The 17,222-nt window shown below is 62.0% G+C and carries 14 protein-coding genes and 1 tRNA gene; 7 read left to right on the forward strand and 8 right to left on the reverse strand.

Annotation, left to right across the window (positions count from 1 at the left end):
- The first annotated feature begins 36 nt into the window (after positions 1-36).
- A complete protein-coding gene (locus tag JVX98_RS15185) occupies positions 37-912 on the forward strand; it encodes an RNA methyltransferase (RefSeq protein WP_043614183.1) in 876 nt (291 codons plus the stop codon).
- A 188-nt stretch (positions 913-1,100) separates the two neighbouring features.
- Here JVX98_RS15185 and JVX98_RS15190 read toward each other — a convergent pair whose 3' ends face one another.
- Both JVX98_RS15190 and JVX98_RS15195 read right to left on the reverse strand, forming a co-directional pair.
- Positions 1,101-1,391, reverse strand: a complete 291-nt coding sequence (locus JVX98_RS15190) for a hypothetical protein (protein ID WP_205239456.1) — start codon at positions 1,389-1,391, stop codon at positions 1,101-1,103.
- A 131-nt stretch (positions 1,392-1,522) separates the two neighbouring features.
- The gene (locus JVX98_RS15195) at positions 1,523-2,143 is read right to left on the reverse strand and encodes an FMN-dependent NADH-azoreductase (protein WP_205239094.1); all 621 of its coding nucleotides are present in this window, start codon (positions 2,141-2,143) and stop codon (positions 1,523-1,525) included.
- 137 nt (positions 2,144-2,280) lie between these two features.
- Here JVX98_RS15195 and JVX98_RS15200 point away from each other — a divergent pair, with 137 nt between their 5' ends.
- On the forward strand, positions 2,281-3,222 hold the full coding sequence (locus JVX98_RS15200; RefSeq protein ID WP_192447229.1) for a LysR family transcriptional regulator: 942 nt from the start codon (positions 2,281-2,283) through the stop codon (positions 3,220-3,222).
- A gap of 231 nt (positions 3,223-3,453) precedes the next feature.
- Here the strand turns inward: JVX98_RS15200 and JVX98_RS15205 are convergent, their stop codons facing one another.
- Positions 3,454-3,867, reverse strand: a complete 414-nt coding sequence (locus JVX98_RS15205; protein WP_205239095.1) for a hypothetical protein — start codon at positions 3,865-3,867, stop codon at positions 3,454-3,456.
- 163 nt (positions 3,868-4,030) lie between these two features.
- Between JVX98_RS15205 and JVX98_RS15210 the strand changes: the two genes are divergently transcribed.
- Positions 4,031-4,279 carry a hypothetical protein gene (locus JVX98_RS15210; RefSeq protein WP_205239096.1) on the forward strand — a complete coding sequence of 83 codons (249 nt, stop codon included), beginning with the start codon at positions 4,031-4,033 and terminating at the stop codon, positions 4,277-4,279.
- A gap of 106 nt (positions 4,280-4,385) precedes the next feature.
- On the opposite strand, the gene JVX98_RS15215 is transcribed toward JVX98_RS15210, so the two are convergent.
- Positions 4,386-4,461: transfer RNA gene (locus JVX98_RS15215), tRNA-Thr, on the reverse strand.
- A 157-nt stretch (positions 4,462-4,618) separates the two neighbouring features.
- On the opposite strand from JVX98_RS15215, the gene JVX98_RS15220 reads away from it, so the two are divergent.
- Both JVX98_RS15220 and JVX98_RS15225 read left to right on the forward strand, forming a co-directional pair.
- Positions 4,619-5,392 carry an NAD kinase gene (locus JVX98_RS15220; protein WP_192447232.1) on the forward strand — a complete coding sequence of 258 codons (774 nt, stop codon included), beginning with the start codon at positions 4,619-4,621 and terminating at the stop codon, positions 5,390-5,392.
- Positions 5,393-5,494: 102 nt separating this feature from the next.
- The gene (locus JVX98_RS15225) at positions 5,495-5,983 is read left to right on the forward strand and encodes a hypothetical protein (RefSeq protein ID WP_192447233.1); all 489 of its coding nucleotides are present in this window, start codon (positions 5,495-5,497) and stop codon (positions 5,981-5,983) included.
- 68 nt (positions 5,984-6,051) lie between these two features.
- Here the strand turns inward: JVX98_RS15225 and prfB are convergent.
- From prfB to JVX98_RS15240, 3 genes are all read right to left on the reverse strand, one after another.
- Positions 6,052-7,183 (reverse strand): peptide chain release factor 2 gene (gene prfB / locus JVX98_RS15230; protein ID WP_192447234.1). Its coding sequence is split into 2 segments (ribosomal slippage): positions 6,052-7,113 and positions 7,115-7,183, totalling 1,131 coding nucleotides; the frame shifts between segments, so codons are not numbered across the junction.
- Positions 7,184-7,280: 97 nt separating this feature from the next.
- Positions 7,281-9,734, reverse strand: coding sequence for a penicillin-binding protein 1A (locus JVX98_RS15235; RefSeq protein ID WP_192447235.1), 2,454 nt, complete (start codon positions 9,732-9,734; stop codon positions 7,281-7,283).
- A 337-nt stretch (positions 9,735-10,071) separates the two neighbouring features.
- Positions 10,072-11,316, reverse strand: coding sequence for an N-acetylmuramoyl-L-alanine amidase (locus JVX98_RS15240; RefSeq protein WP_246765030.1), 1,245 nt, complete (start codon positions 11,314-11,316; stop codon positions 10,072-10,074).
- A 745-nt stretch (positions 11,317-12,061) separates the two neighbouring features.
- Between JVX98_RS15240 and JVX98_RS15245 the strand changes: the two genes are divergently transcribed.
- Positions 12,062-14,866, forward strand: a complete 2,805-nt coding sequence (locus JVX98_RS15245) for a ribonuclease E/G (RefSeq protein ID WP_205239097.1) — start codon at positions 12,062-12,064, stop codon at positions 14,864-14,866.
- Between the two features lie 112 nt (positions 14,867-14,978).
- Here JVX98_RS15245 and JVX98_RS15250 read toward each other — a convergent pair whose 3' ends face one another.
- Positions 14,979-16,136 (reverse strand): pyridoxal phosphate-dependent aminotransferase, encoded by a 1,158-nt coding sequence (locus JVX98_RS15250; protein ID WP_205239098.1) that lies wholly within the window; start codon positions 16,134-16,136, stop codon positions 14,979-14,981.
- A 233-nt stretch (positions 16,137-16,369) separates the two neighbouring features.
- Between JVX98_RS15250 and JVX98_RS15255 the strand changes: the two genes are divergently transcribed.
- Complete coding sequence (locus JVX98_RS15255) at positions 16,370-17,137, forward strand: DsbA family protein (protein WP_192447238.1); 768 nt, start codon at positions 16,370-16,372, stop codon at positions 17,135-17,137.
- Positions 17,138-17,222 lie beyond the last annotated feature (85 nt).

Genomic DNA, 17,222 nt, shown 5'->3' on the forward strand with positions numbered 1-17,222 from the left:
ATTTCGCCGGACAGGCAAGCCCTCTATAAGACGCCAATGAGCAAAGATCGCACCGGCGACAAGAGCGCCAAGGACACCCATTACGCAAACCTGAGGCGCGCGCACCGCGACGCCAAGCGAGAGCGTGGCGAAATTCCAACCCCGAAAGAGGACAGGCGCCGAAAGGCCCCAGCCGATTGGAAAGCGCCGCAGCTCGCCCCTGAGCAAGTGCTGCTTTACGGCCTGCACACGGTTCGCGCCGCGCTGGACAATCCGGCGCGTCAGATCATTGGCCTCAGTGTGACCCAGAACGCCGCCGCAAGGCTGGAACTCGGGGAGCTTTCGGCCCTGCCCTTCCCGGTCGAAACGGTGACGCCACAGGATCTCGACAAGATTCTCGGTCCCGACGCGATCCACCAGGGCGTGATGCTCGAAACGCGCCCGCTGCCGCATCGCCGGCTGGAGGCGCTGCGCGACTGCCCGCTGATCCTCGTGCTCGACCAGGTAACCGATCCGCACAATGTCGGCGCCGTCATGCGCTCGGCCGTGGCTTTCGATGCCGGCGCGCTGATCACCACCATGCGCCACAGCCCAACCGAATCGGGCGTGCTCGCCAAATCGGCCTCCGGCGCGCTGGAAATGATCCCCTATATCCAGATCACCAACCTTGGTGATGCCATCGAGGAGTTGCATCGACTGGGCTTCCAGACGATTGGCCTTGATTCGGAAGGACCGCAGCCGCTGGAAGGAACGTTCAGCGGCGAGAAGATCGCGCTCGTACTCGGCTCCGAGGGCAAGGGGCTCCGGCAGAAGACCCGCTCGATCGTCAACGACCTTGCCCGGCTCGACATGCCTGGCGCGATCAAGTCGCTGAACGTCTCGAACGCAGCGGCGATCGCCATGTATGCGGCCCGCCAGTATCTGAAGCGCTGACATCGCCGGACGCTCCTGGCCGCCTCAGCGTTACGGCGCCGGCGGCCACGTCATCCGCAACGGCTCCAAAGCCGAGGCCTTAACGCGAACTGGCGCCTGTGGATATCTTCGCACCTTTAGGATTGCGGAGCCTGATGCCGTGCGGCTTCGAAAGATCGGGAAAGAGGACGGCAAGCCGCGCCGACCCGTCACAAACCGACGGATTGCTGCGCAAGGCGACCGGGCGTGTTCATGCCGGCCGTCGGGCAGCCTTCACGCAATTTCTTCCACGTGGTCACATTGAGGTTCATCTCGCATCGCGCGAGATAGGCGTTGCCATCGACGCGCAGGCAAGCGACCTGCCCAAGCTCATATTTGGAACCGTCTCGGTTTCGACAGGTGCAGCCATGATCCGGCGGCGCAGCCAGCGTGGCTTCGGCAGCGAACAAGAAGGCCACCGCAGCGGTCATGCCCCAAAGGATCGTCCGCCTGTCCATCATGGGGCCATTATAAAGCAGATATCGATATTCGAAAACGGACAATGCCGGCTGCTTGCGCAACCGGCACCGTCCGCACGCGGGGCATACGCCCCTCCCACCGGATCACCTCGGTGATCCGCTGAACTTGGTTTTTAGCTCGCCAGGCGAAGCACGTTGCCTTCGGAGATGGTCTTTTCAGCCTCGGCGATCGCAAACTGCTTGGAGTCGGCGCTGAGGTTCAGGCCTTCGGCGCGAACGAACTCGACATCGGTAATGCCAAGGAAGCCGAAGACCGTCTTCAGGTAGGATTCCTGGTGATCCATGACGGCCGCCGGGCCGGCGGAGTAATGGCCGCCACGGGTGGAGGCGACGATGACCTTCTTGCCCTTGGCGAGGCCTTCCGGACCGTTCTCGGTGTAGCGGAAAGTCTTGCCGGAGACGGCGATGCGGTCGATCCAGACCTTCAGCTGGCTCGGAATGCCGAAGTTGTACATCGGCGCGCCGATGATGACGGTGTCGGCGGCCAGGAATTCTTCCAGCATGTCGCGGCCGAGCTTGACGTCCGCAGCAAGGCCGGCGTCGACGCCTTCGAGGTCGGCCGGGGCCATGATCTGAGCGCCGGTCAGATGCGGCAGCGAGCTGCCAGCGAGATCGCGGTAGGTCACCTGGGCATCCGGGCGGTCAGCCTTGACCTGGGCGGCAAGGGCGGCCGTCAGACGGCGGGAAACCGAGTGGTCGCCAAGGATACCGGAGTCGATATGAAGAACGTTCATGGGAACACCTTTGTGTTTACGTTGCGGTGATCCACATATGAGGGGAAAACAATGACCCGATAAGCCAGCGGATATTTGACATACTGTTTCCAGACGGAAACAATCATATGCATCATCCGCACTTCGGAGACAGGACAATGCAGGATCTGAACGACCTCGGGCTTTTTGCCGCCGTCGTGCGAAACAACGGCTTCAGTGCCGCGGCACGGGACCTCAATATACCCAAATCCAAGCTCAGCAAACATGTGGCCCGCCTGGAGGAGCAGCTCGGCGTGCGGCTGCTTGAGCGCTCGACCCGCAAGCTGCGTGTCACCGACATCGGCCGGGTGTTCTACGAGCATTGCCAGAGCCTTCTCGACGGGGTGGCTGCCGCCGAAGCTGAGATCGCCGCCGTGCGCGCCGAACCCTCGGGCACGGTCCGGCTCGCCTGCCCGCTCGGCTTCACCCCGATGCTTGCCGATATCCTGCCAGCGTTTCACCGCCGCTATCCCGGCGTCCGGCTGCTGATTACAGCCACCAACCGTCGCATCGACCTGATCGAGGAGCGGGTCGACGTGGCGCTGCGCGCCCGCGGTCAGCTCGATACGGACAACCAGCTGATCATCCGCAAGTTCGGCGAGGTGCGCGAGCGGCTTGCCGCCAGCCCCACCTTCCTTGCCCGCTCGGGCGAGATCACCATCGAGAACCTCAGCCAGCAGGCGACGCTCTCGATGAACGAACAGCACCCGACCGACGTCTGGCGGCTGGTTTCGATCGACGGCAACACGACGGAAATCACCCACCGCCCGATCATCGGCTGCAGCGACTTCCTGATTCTCGAACGCGCCGCGATCGAAGGTATGGGGGTCGCGCTCTTGCCCGACCATATCTGCGAGCGCGCCTTCCGCGCCGGCGTGCTTGCGCCGGTGCTGCCGGAATGGACGTCGAACGACGTTGTCGTGCACCTCGTCTTCCCGTCCCGCCAGGGCATGTTGCCGGCGACAAGAGCCTTGATCGACTATCTGGCCGAGAACCTGCTCAACGCCCTGCAGAAATGCCGCGAGGTTCCGGTGCGCATGGGGCCGTCCTTCGACATCTGATGCCGCAGCAGTGCGGCTTTCCGATCAGTACCGACAGATCATCAGCGCATTGCCGTCGGGATCGCGGATCGTGAACCATTACTCGGACAGCACTGGCGTTACGATCTCGACGTCGAGGGCCTGTGCATGGCTGGCTGCGGTCGCGACGTATCAGTGTCGAAGTGAAGATGCGTGGAGCCGCTCATCGATCAAACGTTGACCGCTTACTCCGACCGGGGACGGCGCCGCATGTCATCGGCTGCACTGCTCGCCGTTTTCAAGCTCGGCAAAGGATCTGGCGCCGGCGTCATATCGGTAGGCGATCACCTGCGCCGTGCAGGCGTCCTCATACCGGGCGCAAGCTTGCATCGAAACGCAAAGATGGCCTTGAACACCCCAGACCTTTGCAGGCGGCCTGTCGTAGATGCCTTCGTAGATCGTCTGCGTCCGCTTAGCGCCGTCACGCCACTCAACCACGATCTCCGAACGAAAGTGGTCATAGCCGATGTTGCTGTATCCCACGGAATACCGGACCGACCCCAAGCCGGAAACTTGCGTCGCGCCCGAACTCATCTCCGCCCAATCGGATCCCTCCTGCGCGTTGGCGGGGCTCCAAACGATAAAACCGCACAGCAAAACGCACGCCCATCGGATCGGCGCCAGCACTGCGGGTTTGGCGAAGCTGGCCTTGGCCGCTGCTGAAAGAACGTGTTCGATGATCAGGACCTTTCCACGAGAAGCAGCCGAAGAATGCTCATATGCCGCTTATCAAAAACGGGAGGTACAATCGGCGGTGGCCGAAACCACTGACTCCCTATAGTTCAGGAGTATGAGAACTCTTGGAAGACTGATCGTCTCCGCCGTCCTGGCATTCCTTGTCAGCCTGATCGTCGCCGGACTGTTCCTGCCGGTCTACGACATATTCGAGGGCGGGCCGTACAACTGCCTGGAGGATGGCATTGCGGCATGCGCCGCCAGCATACCGCTGAGCGCGCTGATCTATGGACCGCTGTTTTCGATTGTCGGCGTTGTGATCGGCACGCCTGTGTTCATGGCCATCTTTGCGATGCGTGACTGACGGCTCGCTTTGCGTTGACGGTGTATCCGCAGCAACGCCCCGAACAATCAAAATCCGGCACGGTAGCGGCCAAAAACTCGGAAGAACCAATGGGGAAGAAATGAAGTGGTGCCCCCAGAGAGACTCGAACTCCCGACCTACTGATTACAAATCAGCCGCTCTACCAACTGAGCTATAAGGGCACTTGCTTTGGTGGGAGTTACCATAATCTCATGTGGTGTAAAGCAAAATTGCGAATTCTCCCAATTTTTCAGATGCGTTCGGTTCCGGGCCATGCCAGAAACGATGGAGAAAGATTGCCGCTGGCGGCGCATAACATATCGAGCGGACTAGAATTTCATGGCCCGAACGTTCAATTCCTTCGCCTTTCTCGCCTCGCCCGCGGAAGAGGCACAAAAGGCTGCGGCTGATCTCAAGGCGATCTATGGCGACCATGATCCGTCGAAAGCCGATGTGATCGTCGCGCTTGGCGGCGACGGCTTCATGCTGCAGACGCTGCACCAGACAATGAACAGCGGCAAGCTGGTCTATGGCATGAACCGTGGCTCTGTCGGGTTCCTGATGAACCGCTACAGCACCGAGAACCTGACGGACCGGATCTGCCAGGCGGTCGAGAACGCTTTTCATCCGCTGGAGATGCAGACGACCGACGTCTATGGCGAGAGCTTCACGGCACTTGCAATCAACGAGGTCTACCTCTTCCGCCAGTCCTACCAGGCAGCAAAGCTTCGCGTTCTGATCGATGGCAAGACACGGCTGGAGGAGTTGACCTGCGACGGGCTGCTGGTCGCCACCCCGGCCGGCTCCACCGCCTACAATCTCTCCGCCCACGGACCGATCCTGCCGCTCGAGGCCCCGCTTCTGGCGATGACCCCGGTCAGCGCCTTTCGCCCGCGCCGCTGGCGCGGTGCGCTCCTGCCGAACCATGTCACGGTCGAGATCGAAATCCTCGAGGCCGACAAGCGGCCGGTGAACGCCGTGGCGGACCATCAGGAAGTAAAGTCGGTGGTCAGGGTAAAGATCGCCGAATCGGAAAACATGACGGCGCGTATCCTTTCGGATCCCGATCATTCTTGGTCGGACCGCATCCTGGCCGAGCAATTTTCGAACTGAGCGCACGTTCTCCGCGCGACCTATGGTATCATCCTGCCGGCCAGGTCTCCGCCGGCCCGCAGCAAACGGCAGCCGAGCCGCCGCCTTAAGGACGACGACCCAATGCACAGATCCGCCCTCCTCGCGCTGTTCCTGATTTTTAGCAGCGCCGGCGCCAAGGCTCAGGATGCCAACATCGTTCCGCCTGAGGCAACCTTCGTGACCAGCACCGGCTACTGGGAGGAAAGTGGAGAGCCGCTGTCGTCACTCGACCCGAACGCCGCCGCCGAGAAGCCGGGCGACTCCCGGCGCGGCTACTACAAGCTGATCGCGCTTCGCCAGGCGGACGGAACCGCCCAGGTCCATTTGCAGCAGGTGGAAGCGACCTCGGCCGGCCCCGTGGTGATTTCGTCGGCGGAACTCGAAGAATTCTCCGCGCTCAAGGCCTATGTCACCGACATCCGTCCGGAGACATCGACCGGCGTCACCGCACAGCCCGGCATGTTTGCGACCGTCTATCTGAAGACCGACCCGTCGGTGCGAGAACCTGAGAGCTGGACCGTGCTCATCGATGATCTCGGCGACATCAAGATCGAGCGCGCTTCCAACTGAGCAAAAGAAAGGGCCGGATGTGAACATCCGGCCCTCTTCAATTTCAGTTCGGCAGACCGCTGTCAGCCTTAGTTCAAATCATCCACGACGGCATCCGCGCCACCGGCAACGCGGTGTGCAAGGGCTGCTTCCATGAACTCGTTAAGTTCACCATCGAGAACGTCGCCCGGTGCCGTGCTTTCGACGCCGGTGCGCAGATCCTTGACTAGCTGGTAAGGCTGAAGGACGTAGGAGCGGATCTGGTGGCCCCAGCCGATGTCGGTCTTCGACGCGGCTTCGGCGTTTGCGGCATCTTCCCGCTTCTTCAGTTCGGCTTCATAGAGACGGGCACGCAGCATGTCCCAGGCCTTCGCCCGGTTCTTGTGCTGCGAGCGTTCCTGCTGGCACTGCACGACGATTCCCGACGGGATGTGCGTGATGCGCACGGCCGAGTCGGTGGTGTTGACGTGCTGGCCGCCGGCGCCCGACGAACGGTAGGTGTCGATGCGGCAGTCGCTCTCGTTGATGTCGATCTGGATCGAATCGTCGACGACCGGGTAGACCCAGATCGAGGAAAACGAGGTGTGACGGCGGGCATTGCTGTCATAGGGCGAAATACGAACGAGGCGGTGTACGCCCGATTCGGTCTTCAGCCAGCCATAGGCATTGTGGCCCTTGACGAGCAACGTCGCGGACTTGATGCCAGCTTCTTCGCCGTCCTGGATTTCCATCAGCTCGACCTTGTATCCCTGGCGCTCGGACCAGCGGGTATACATGCGCAGAAGCATGTTGGCCCAGTCCTGGCTCTCGGTGCCGCCGGCACCCGAATGCACTTCGAGATAGGTGTCGTTCTGGTCGGCCTCGCCCGAGAGCATGGCCTCGACCTGCTTCTTGGCCGCTTCCGCCTGGAGAACGCGCAGTGCCTGTTCGGCATCGGCGATGATCGCCGCGTCGCCCTCTTCCTCACCGAGTTCGATGAGTTCGATGTTGTCGTTGAGCTGCTGCTCGAAACGACGCAGGCCATTGATGCCGTCGTCGAGTTGCTGACGCTCGCGCATCAGCTTCTGCGCTTCCGCAGCATCGTTCCACAGGGTCGGATCTTCCGCCTTGTTGTTCAACCAGTCCAGTCGTCTTACCGCCTGATCCCAGTCAAAGATGCCTCCTCAGCAGGCTTATGGCCTGCTTGATTTCGTCGACAATATTCTCGATTTCGCTGCGCATGATCCTGCTTCTTGTGAACCGATAGGAAAGTGAGCGTCAAATAGCGATGCCCGCCGCTGATGTAAAGGCGGCGGGCATCGCGTGACGGGTATAAGGACTAGAACAGGCCGTTGGAACCGGAGGTCACTGCCTGGTTCGCCTGTGGCGAATTCTTGAGGATCTCTTCCGGCGGCACGTACTGGTCGAGACCGCCGATGACCGAGAAGGTGTCGGCCGGACCGGTGCCGGGCTTGAAGGCCTCGATGATCGTGTCCGGCTCGCCCTCTTGGGCGGCCATGCCGGTCTTGCGGTTGACGGCGACCATGCTCATTCCTTCGGGCACGACGAACTTGCTCGGGCGCGTACCCTTCACCGCTTCGGTCATGAAGTCGTTGAAGATCGGCACGGCAAGGCTGCCGCCGGTCGCGCCGCGGCCAAGCGGGGCCGGGTTGTCGAAGCCGAGATAGAGGCCGGCGACCATGTCGGGGGTATAGCCGACGAACCAGGCATCCTTTTCGTCGTTGGTGGTACCGGTCTTGCCGGCAACCGGACGATCGAGCTTGATCTTGCCTGCAGCCGTGCCACGCAGCACCACGCCCTCCATCATCGACGTGATCTGGTAGGAGGTCATCGGGTCGAGCACCTGCTCGCGGTTGTCGGTCAGAACAGGCTCTTCCTGGTTCTGCCAATCGCCGGCGTTGCAGTTGTCGCAGGTGCGGTCCTCGTGACGGAAAATCGTCTTGCCGTAGCGGTCCTGGATGCGGTCGATCAGCGACGGCTTGATCTGCTTGCCGCCATTGGCGAGAACCGAATAGGCCGAAACCATGCGCAGGACGGTGGTTTCACCCGAACCCAGCGACATCGCCAAGAGCGGCGGCATCTTGTCGTAGATGCCGAAGCGTTCGGCGTATTCGGCAACGAGGTTCATGCCCATGTCGTTGGCGAGGCGAACGGTCATCAGGTTACGCGACTTCTCGATGCCGAGGCGCAGCGTCGACGGGCCGGCGGAGCCGCCGCCGTAGTTTTCCGGACGCCAGACCTGGCCGCCGGCGACGATCTCGATCGGCGCGTCGAGGATAACCGACGCCGGGGTATAACCGTTGTCGAGTGCGGCTGCGTAGACGAAGGGCTTGAACGACGAGCCCGGCTGGCGCATCGCCTGGGTCGCGCGGTTGAATTCCGACTGGCCATAGGAGAAGCCGCCGACCATCGCCAGCACGCGGCCGGTCTGCGGGTCCATGGCGACAAGGCCACCCTGCACCTTCGGCGGCTGGCGCAGACGGTATTCGCCCTTTTCGGCGAGCGGCTCGACATAGATCACGTCGCCGGCGCCGAAGACGCCTTCAGGCGATTTCGCCGACTTGCGGTCGCCGTTGGCCGAACGATAGGCCCACTGCATGTTCTTGGCGGAGATGTGTCCCGTGACACGCTCGGCGACGATCTTGCCCGAAGCTTCCTTCTCCGGCTGGATGCCGATCTCGGCTCCCTGGCCATCAACGGAAAGCACGACGGCGAGCTTCCATTCGGGCACGTCGCTGAAGGCGACGACCGCACCGAGCGGCTCGCCCCAGTCGCCGCCGATCTCGATCGACTTGACTGGGCCGTGGAAGCCGCGACGCTCGTCATAGGTCAACAGGCCGGTCTGAAGGGCCTTGCGTGCCGCGGTCTGGAGACGCGGGTCAAGCGACGTGCGGACCGAAAGGCCGCCTTCATAAAGCGCGTTGTCGCCGTACTTCTGGATGATCTGACGACGGACTTCTTCGGCGAAGAAGTCGGATGCAAAGAGATGGGCGCCGCCGCGGCGCGGATTGACGCCGAGCGGCTGCTTCTTGGCCTCTTCGCCATCAGCCTTGGTGACGTAGCCGTTTTCGACCATGCGGTCGATCACCCAGTCGCGACGCTCGAGCGCTGCTGCGGTCTTGCGGAACGGATGGTAATTGGCCGGGCCTTTCGGAAGCGCTGCAAGATAGGCAGTCTCGGCAATGGTCAGTTCGGTCACCGACTTATCGAAATAGGTCAGCGCGGCGCCGGCGATGCCGTAAGAGTTCAGACCGAAGAAGATCTCGTTGAGATAGAGCTCGAGAATGCGGTCCTTGCTGTAGGCCTGCTCGATACGGAAGGAGAGGATCGCTTCCTTGACCTTGCGGTCGATCGTCTGGTCGGATGAAAGCAGGAAGTTCTTGGCCACCTGCTGTGTGATCGTCGAGGCGCCGACCGGGCGGCGGCCGGAACCGAAGTTCTGCAGGTTTACCGCGATGGCGCGCGCGAGACCGGTGATGTCAACGCCCGGATGCTGATAGAAGTTCTTGTCTTCCGCCGAGATGAAGGCTGCCTTGACGCGATCCGGGATGGCCTGGATCGGCAGATAGAGGCGCCGTTCGCGGGCATATTCCGCCATCAGCGCGCCGTTGCCGGCGTGGAAGCGCGTGGTCACCGGTGGCGAATATTTCGCCAGCACCTCGTAGTCCGGCAGGTCCTTGGTGACGACACCAAGATAGAGCGCCACGGCTCCGGCCACACCCAGCAGCAGAAACGCGCCAATCCCGAAAAAATATCCAATCAGCCTGATCATCAGTCAGATACCGGTACCTTAATTATCGTCCAATTGCCGAACCGCCCGACTGACAGTCCATGCTCTGTCCTGCCGGCTTTATGGCAGCGGCCCGACCAAACACTTTCACGCGAAATCGTCTGGCGTCGCAGCGTCCCGCCAACCCGGCTCCTCATATGGCGGGGAACTCCGGGCTTCAACTCGTTTCTCAACAAATCCGGGCGCAATTCCGGTTAGGTCCCGGATTGTGCGTAAAATAGGGCTGTTATGCGATAATCCCGTGCGCATCCCGTTGAAAAGCATAGCGCTGTTACCGGGGCGACACAAATCACTTCGTTCCCGGACCTGCCTTCAAACGTCAGCCGCCGCTGGCGACGGCCTGCTCGCGGTAGCGCTGCACGGCGACTGCAAGACGCTCGGAAACCTTCTTGCGCCATTCCGGGTCGAGCAGCAGCTTTTCGTCCTCCTTGTTCGACAGGAAGCCCAGTTCAAGCAGGATCGAGGGCACGTCCGGCGCCTGCAGCACGCGGAAGCCGGCGAAACGGTGCGGATTGTTGATGAGATTGATCTGCCCCTCAAAGGACGAAACGACGGCGCGTGCCATGTTGACGGAGAAGGCCTGCGTTTCGCGGCGTGTCAGATCGATCAGGATGTCGGCCACTTCCGCCGGCTCGCTCTGAAGCGGCACACCGGCGATTTCGTCGGACAAGTTTTCGCGGGCGGCTAGGCTTGCAGCCAGATGGTCGGAGGCCTTGTCGGAGATGGTATAGACCGTCGCGCCGCGGATGTCCTTCTGGCGCAGCGCGTCCGCATGAAGAGAAATGAAGAGATGGGCGCCCTTGTTGCGGGCGATCTGCACGCGCTGGGGAAGCGAGAGGAAGACGTCCTTGTCGCGGGTGAGAAAAGCCTCGATCCCGGCGCCCTTGTTCAGGGCCTCGACGAGATCCTTCGCGAAGGCGAGCGTAACGTGCTTTTCTTCCGTCTTCGTTTCGCCGGCGAGCGCGCCGGTATCGATGCCGCCGTGGCCCGCATCGATCGCGATGATGAACGGCCCGCCTTCCCTCGTGGGGGCGACGGCAACCGGCCTGTCGGTCTTGGTGGCGGCAACCGATCCGGTCCACTGCTGCTCACCGAGAAGCGCATCGAAGCGCGCCTGGTCGACGCGCTCGGCATCGAGCACGAGGCGGTAACCCTTGCCCCCCTCTTCCGCGACAACTTCCGCATGGGTGACCGCGACCGGGCCTTTTGCCGAAAAAACGATGCGGGAACTGCCCGCCCCCATGCCGCCGTAGCGGATCGCATCGAACAGGCCGCGTGGTTCAAGGCTGTCCGCCTTCAGGCCGAAGGCCGTTTCCGGCAGGTCGACCACGACACGAACGGGATCGGCGACATAGTGCAGGGAGAATTCCGGTTTGCGATCGAACTCGACGACGACGCGCGTGCGCGCATCGTCACCTGCGATCCGTGCCGCAAAGGCGAGCAAGGGACCCGGCTCGGCGGCCCCTGCCGCCGGCACGTTCCAAAGAAGACCGCCGGCTAGCAGCGATGCTCCGAGCAGAAGCCTGCCCGCGCGCGACATCAAAGACAACAGCGAACCACGCATACAAACCGCCAAAGGCCTCACCTCGGGCTCTCCACCACTTTCTCAGAAAACCAAACAGCAGCCGACGCACGGCTGCTGTACGCACAGGTTGATCAATGAACCCTTATGGTTAACCAATGCTTGACAATGATCATCTTCCCCGGCCAGCGGGGACAATCGATTTACCGTTTATCGACCTACTCCACGTGGACAAGCGAATCGATCATTATTGTGGCGGCACGGGCTTTTCCCTTGCCAATGTGACATAGAAAACATAAAAGCGTCACAAGGAGAAAGTGTTGACGGGATAGAACAGTCGACCGGGCAGCCGGAGCTTCTCCAAAGCTTGGCGCCAGGGTGCGGTCGAACCGGATTGACCGGTTAACTTATCGCATTGCGGTCGCAAGATGTTCATCCGCCGTCGCTGCATTTCCTCCCCGTACACTGGATCGCAAATTTCCGGCGGTGGCCGGAGTTCTTGATGGTGATTTTTCACCGACGCCCGCAAGCGGGCGCATTCATCGGGTCTTCATGAGACCTTAGACATTGGCATTCTTGTTTGGTCATTGATGTTGACTCAGCAGTATCGGTCAGAAGTAGCGCGGCCCCGGGACACACATGTTCCGGCTGTCGTCTGGCTGCTGCACCATCGCCTGCGCCAAACAGGAACTTTCATATCCGGCGCACCTTCCGACGTGTTTGGCAGTCTTCCTAAGGAAGCAGGTCTGTCTCCCGTTCCGCTGGCGCGCCGAGGAGCACAGCTTAGATGGCAGAGAAAATGCTTATCGATGCGTCTCATTCAGAAGAGACGCGCGTCGTTGTCGTTCGCGGGAACCGCATAGAAGAGTTCGACTTCGAGTCGGAACACAAGAAGCAGATCCGCGGCAATATCTACTTGGCGAAGGTCACCCGGGTGGAGCCCTCGCTCCAGGCCGCCTTCGTCGATTACGGCGGCAACCGCCACGGGTTCCTGGCTTTCGCCGAAATCCACCCCGACTACTACCAGATCCCGCTCGCCGACCGTCAGGCGCTCTTGAAGGCCGAAGCCGAAGAAGCGCGGCGCGACGACGACATCGAGCATGTCGAGACCGCCCCTGCCCCGGTAAGCGAACTCTCCGTTCCCGTGGATCTCGAAATCGTCACGGAAGCTGACGCTGAAGCCGAGCCGGTCGCAGCCGTCGCTGACGCCGCACCGGTCGTCGAAGAGGAAGCCCCGGCCGAAAAGCCGAAGGCGAAGCCGAAGCGCACCCGCAAGACCAAGGCCAAGGCTGCGGAAGAAGCCGCTGCCGCGTCGGCCGATGGCGACGAGAGCAATGGCGGCGAGATGGCTGCCATGGTCGATACCGACGCCATTTCCGAGGATGTCGACAGCCGCCGTCGCCATGACGACGACGATGATGACGACGACAGCCACGACGGCGAAAAGGAAATCATCGAATCCGTCGGCGCCGAAGACGCCATGGAAGAGGTTCCGGACCGTCAGGTTCGCAAGCCGCGCAAGCAGTACCGCATCCAGGAAGTCATCAAGCGCCGCCAGATCCTGCTCGTTCAGGTCGCCAAGGAAGAGCGCGGCAACAAGGGCGCTGCACTAACGACCTATCTGTCGCTTGCCGGCCGTTACTCGGTGCTGATGCCGAACACCGCACGCGGCGGCGGCATCTCCCGCAAGATCACCAACCTTCAGGACCGCAAGCGCCTGAAGGAAATCGCCCGCGGCCTCGAAGTGCCGCAGGGCATGGGCGTGATCCTGCGCACCGCCGGTGCCAACCGCACCAAGGTCGAGATCAAGCGCGACTTCGAATATCTGATGCGCCTGTGGGAAAACGTCCGCACGCTGACGCTGAACTCCACGGCCCCCTGCCTCGTCTATGAGGAAGGCAGCCTGATCAAGCGCTCGATCCGCGATCTCTACAACAAGGACATCAGCGAGATCATCGTCTCCGGCGAGGAAGGCTACAAGGAAGCCAAGGGCTTCATGAAGATGCTGATGCCGAGCCACGCCAAGGTGGTTCAGCCTTACCGCGACGTGCATCCGATCTTCTCGCGCTCCGGCATCGAAGCGCAGCTCGACCGCATGCTGCAGCCGCAGGTAACGCTGAAATCCGGCGGCTACATCATCATCAACCAGACCGAAGCGCTGGTTTCGATCGACGTCAACTCCGGCCGTTCGACGCGCGAGCACTCGATCGAAGACACCGCACTCCAGACCAACCTGGAAGCTGCCGAAGAAGTGGCTCGCCAGTTGCGTCTGCGCGACCTTGCCGGCCTCGTCGTCATCGACTTCATCGACATGGAAGAAAAGCGGAACAACCGCTCGGTCGAGAAGCGTCTGAAGGATTGCCTGAAGAACGATCGCGCCCGCATCCAGGTCGGCCGCATCTCGCATTTCGGCCTGCTCGAAATGTCGCGCCAGCGCATTCGTGCCTCGGTGCTCGAATCGACGATGCAGACCTGCCCGCACTGCAACGGCACGGGTCATGTTCGCTCGCAGTCCTCCGTCGCCCTGCACGTGCTGCGCGGCATCGAGGAACACCTGCTCAAGAACACGACGCACGACATCACCGTGCGCACCATCCCGGATATCGCGCTCTACCTGCTCAACCAGAAGCGCGGCACGATCATGGACTACGAAGCCCGCTTCGGCGTTTCGATCATCATCGAGGCTGACGCCCATGTCGGCGCCCAGCACTTCGCGATCGATCGCGGCGAGCCGGTCGAAAACCCGGTCAAGATCGAGCAGCTGCTGCACTTCGAGCCGGAAGAGGAAGAAGACGACGTCGTGATCGAAGAGGATCTCGACGAGGAAGAAGCAGGAGAAGTCGTCGGCGAACAGCGCCAGGAACAGCCGAAGGCTGCTGCCCAGTCCGACGATCAGAATGGACGCAAGCGCAAGCGCCGTCGCCGCCGTCGCGGCAAGGGTGGCCAGCAGGCCGAAGGCAGCGCCCTCCAGGTTTCCGAATCGGCAGGCGATGCTGACGACGGTTCCGATGAGGATGAAGGCGATGACGAGGGTGTCGATGCGGACGCCGCGACCGCCGATGGCGATCAGAAGCGCAAGCGCCGCCGCCGGGGCAAGCGTGGCGGCCGCCGCAACCGTCCGGAAGGCGAAGGTGAAGGCCAGCTCGATGCCGATGCCGATGCGGAAGCCGGCGACGATGGCGCAGACGAAGCCGAAGCCGTAGAGGCACCGGCCGCTGCAGCCGAGGTCGAAGTGGCTGTCGCTGTCGAGGAAACGGCTGTGGTTGCCGAAGAAGTCGAGGTGGCGGACGCAAAGCCTGCCAAGCCGAAGCGCACCCGCAAGAAAGCCGTCAAGGCTGAAGAACCGGCAGTCAGCGTCGACGAAGTTGCCCAGGCAGCGATCGAAGACCAGCCCGCCGTTGCCGACCCGGCCGTCGAAGCGGTGGAAGAGGCTGCGGCCGACCTTGCCGAGACCAAACCGGTGCGCGCCAACCGCGACCTTTCGAAGATCGCTTCCGAACCGGTGGTAACGTCGAGCGCGACGAAGCCCGAAGAGGAAGAGCCGGCCAAGCCGAAAAAGGGTGGCTGGTGGCAGCGCCGCGGCTTCTTCTAAGCCGCGCTGCAAGTACCAAACTCTGAAAATACGAAAGGCCCGGAGCGATCCGGGCCTTTTCCTATAGACGGATGACAGAAGGGGCTTTGCCCCTGCCCGTTCGCTCAGGCGGTCACGCCAGCCAGCGTCCGATCCTGTCCATCGCCTCGACCATGTCGGCCTCGGCACCAGCATAGGAGAAGCGCATCGTGCGGTGCCCTTCCAGCGGATCGAAGTCGAATCCAGGGGTCGCCGCGACATTGATCTCGGCGAGCATCCGCTTGGCAAAGGCCATGCTGTCATTGGTAAAGCGCGTGACATCCACGTAGGCGTAGAAGGCGCCGTCCATCGGCGAGGCGATGGAGAAGCCGATCTCCGGCAACCGCTTCATCAGCATGTCCCGGTTGGCGGCATAGGCGGTCTTGTAGCGGTCGAGTTCCTCATGGGCGTCGAGTGCTGCTTCTGCCGCAATCTGCGAGAGCTCGGGCGGCGAGATGTAGAGGCTCTGGGCGATGCGCTCGAAACCGCGCACCTTGTCGGCCGGCAGCACCATCCAGCCAATCCGCCAGCCGGTCATGCAATAGTATTTCGAGAAGGAGTTGATGACGATCACCTCGTCGGTCACCTCCAGCGCGCTTGCCTCTTCGCCGGCAAAGGTCAGCCCGTGATAGATCTCGTCGGAGATGAAGGCAATCGATTCGGCTCGGCAATAGTCAGCCAGCGCCTTGAGGCCGGCCCTGCCCGTCACGGTGCCGGTGGGGTTGGCCGGGCTCGCCAAAAGCACGCCTTTCAAAGGACGGCCTAATTTCGCAGCGGCACGTGAAAGACTTTCAGGCGTCAGAGTGAAGCCGGTCTCGGCATTGGCCTCGACCTCGACGACCGTCAGGCCGAGGGCTGCGAGGATGTTGCGGTAGGCTGGATAGCCCGGCCGCGCAATGGCAACACAGTCGCCGGGATCGAAGAGAGCCAGGAAGGCGAGATTGAAGCCGGCGGATGAGCCGGAGGTGACCGCCACCCGCTGCGGATCGAGCGCGATGCCGTGGCGTTTTTCATAGTGCCGGGCGATTGCTGTGCGCAGCGACAAGGTGCCGAGCGCGTCGGTATAGCCGAGCCTGCCATGCTCAAGCGCCTTGCGCGCAGCGTCGAGAGCTGCTTTGGGCGCCGGGTGGGCAGGCTGCCCGACCGCCATCGAGATCACCGGGTGGCCGGCGTCGCGGCGACGAGTCGCCTCCGCCAGTACGTCCATCGCATGGAAAGGTTCGACGGCACTGCGTTTTGACAAATCTACCAACGGAAAATCCTCGATATGCGGCTGTTCTCCAGCCCTTTGCCCGATGAAAATGACCTTCACAAGTCCGCGAGTGCCGTATTTCCGCCGATTTTGCCGTTTCGTTTCCGCAACACCCACCCTATGCTGCCGGCATATTGCGGATACGAGGAATCCTGTTGTCACTCAGAACAGCCGGTTGACCCGGCGACACGCGATGGACGACACACAGGATACGCAAGGACAACGAGGTAGAAATGAACTTCAGCACCAAGATGATTGCCGCCGGGACGCTCGCAGCGTTCGTGGCCGGGGTCAGCCTGCCCCAAAACGCGTTCGCGCTCGACGCGAAGCAGAAGGAAGAGATCGGCGCCTTCATCAAGGAATACCTGATCGCCAATCCGGAGATCATGCTCGAGGTCCAGGAGGCGCTGACGACGAAGCAGCGCGCCAAGCAGCAGGAAGCGGCGGAAGGCGCGATCACTGAGAACAAGAAGGCGATCTTCAATTCCGACTATGACATGGTGCTCGGCAACCCCAAGGGCGACGTCACCGTCGTCGAGTTCTACGACTACAATTGCGGCTACTGCAAACGCGCGCTTTCCGACATGGACGACATCCTCGCCAAGGACAAGAACGTGCGCTTTGTGCTGAAGGAACTGCCGATCCTCGGCCCGGATTCGCTGGCCGCCCACAAGGTGAGCGCCGCCTTCCGCCTGGTCGCTCCGGAAAAATACGGCGACTTCCACCGGGCGCTGCTCGGCGGCGAGGACCGCGCCACGGAGGAGACGGCGCTTGCGGTTGCCGCCAAGCTCGGCGTTTCCGAAAAGGACCTGCGCGCCAAGATGGAAAAGGAGCCGCATGACGCGGCCGTGCGCGAGGCCTACAGCCTTGCCAACGACCTCGGCATCACCGGAACGCCTTCCTACGTCATCGGCAACGAAGCGGTCTTCGGAGCAGTCGGCGCCGAGGAGATCGAAGGCAAGGTCGCCAATATGCGCGAATGCGGCAAGACAGCCTGCTGACAAACCTTCCCATGACTGTGGACAAATCCCGCGGGGGCCCAAAGGGCTTTTCCTCGCGGGACCATCAGTCTATAGGTAACCCTCC

It is taken from the genome of Ensifer sp. PDNC004 (genome assembly GCF_016919405.1).
GTDB lineage: Bacteria > Pseudomonadota > Alphaproteobacteria > Rhizobiales > Rhizobiaceae > Ensifer.

Excerpts from the sequence above, each read along its gene's own strand:
- JVX98_RS15185 (WP_043614183.1), top strand. The coding sequence starts at position 37 with ATGAGCAAAGATCGCACCGGCGACAAGAGCGCCAAGGACACCCATTAC.
- JVX98_RS15190 (WP_205239456.1), bottom strand. The coding sequence starts at position 1,391 with ATGATGGACAGGCGGACGATCCTTTGGGGCATGACCGCTGCGGTGGCC.
- JVX98_RS15195 (WP_205239094.1), bottom strand. The coding sequence starts at position 2,143 with ATGAACGTTCTTCATATCGACTCCGGTATCCTTGGCGACCACTCGGTT.
- JVX98_RS15200 (WP_192447229.1), top strand. The coding sequence starts at position 2,281 with ATGCAGGATCTGAACGACCTCGGGCTTTTTGCCGCCGTCGTGCGAAAC.
- JVX98_RS15210 (WP_205239096.1), top strand. The coding sequence starts at position 4,031 with ATGAGAACTCTTGGAAGACTGATCGTCTCCGCCGTCCTGGCATTCCTT.
- JVX98_RS15220 (WP_192447232.1), top strand. The coding sequence starts at position 4,619 with ATGGCCCGAACGTTCAATTCCTTCGCCTTTCTCGCCTCGCCCGCGGAA.
- JVX98_RS15225 (WP_192447233.1), top strand. The coding sequence starts at position 5,495 with ATGCACAGATCCGCCCTCCTCGCGCTGTTCCTGATTTTTAGCAGCGCC.
- JVX98_RS15235 (WP_192447235.1), bottom strand. The coding sequence starts at position 9,734 with ATGATCAGGCTGATTGGATATTTTTTCGGGATTGGCGCGTTTCTGCTG.
- JVX98_RS15240 (WP_246765030.1), bottom strand. The coding sequence starts at position 11,316 with ATGCGTGGTTCGCTGTTGTCTTTGATGTCGCGCGCGGGCAGGCTTCTG.
- JVX98_RS15245 (WP_205239097.1), top strand. The coding sequence starts at position 12,062 with ATGGCAGAGAAAATGCTTATCGATGCGTCTCATTCAGAAGAGACGCGC.
- JVX98_RS15255 (WP_192447238.1), top strand. The coding sequence starts at position 16,370 with ATGAACTTCAGCACCAAGATGATTGCCGCCGGGACGCTCGCAGCGTTC.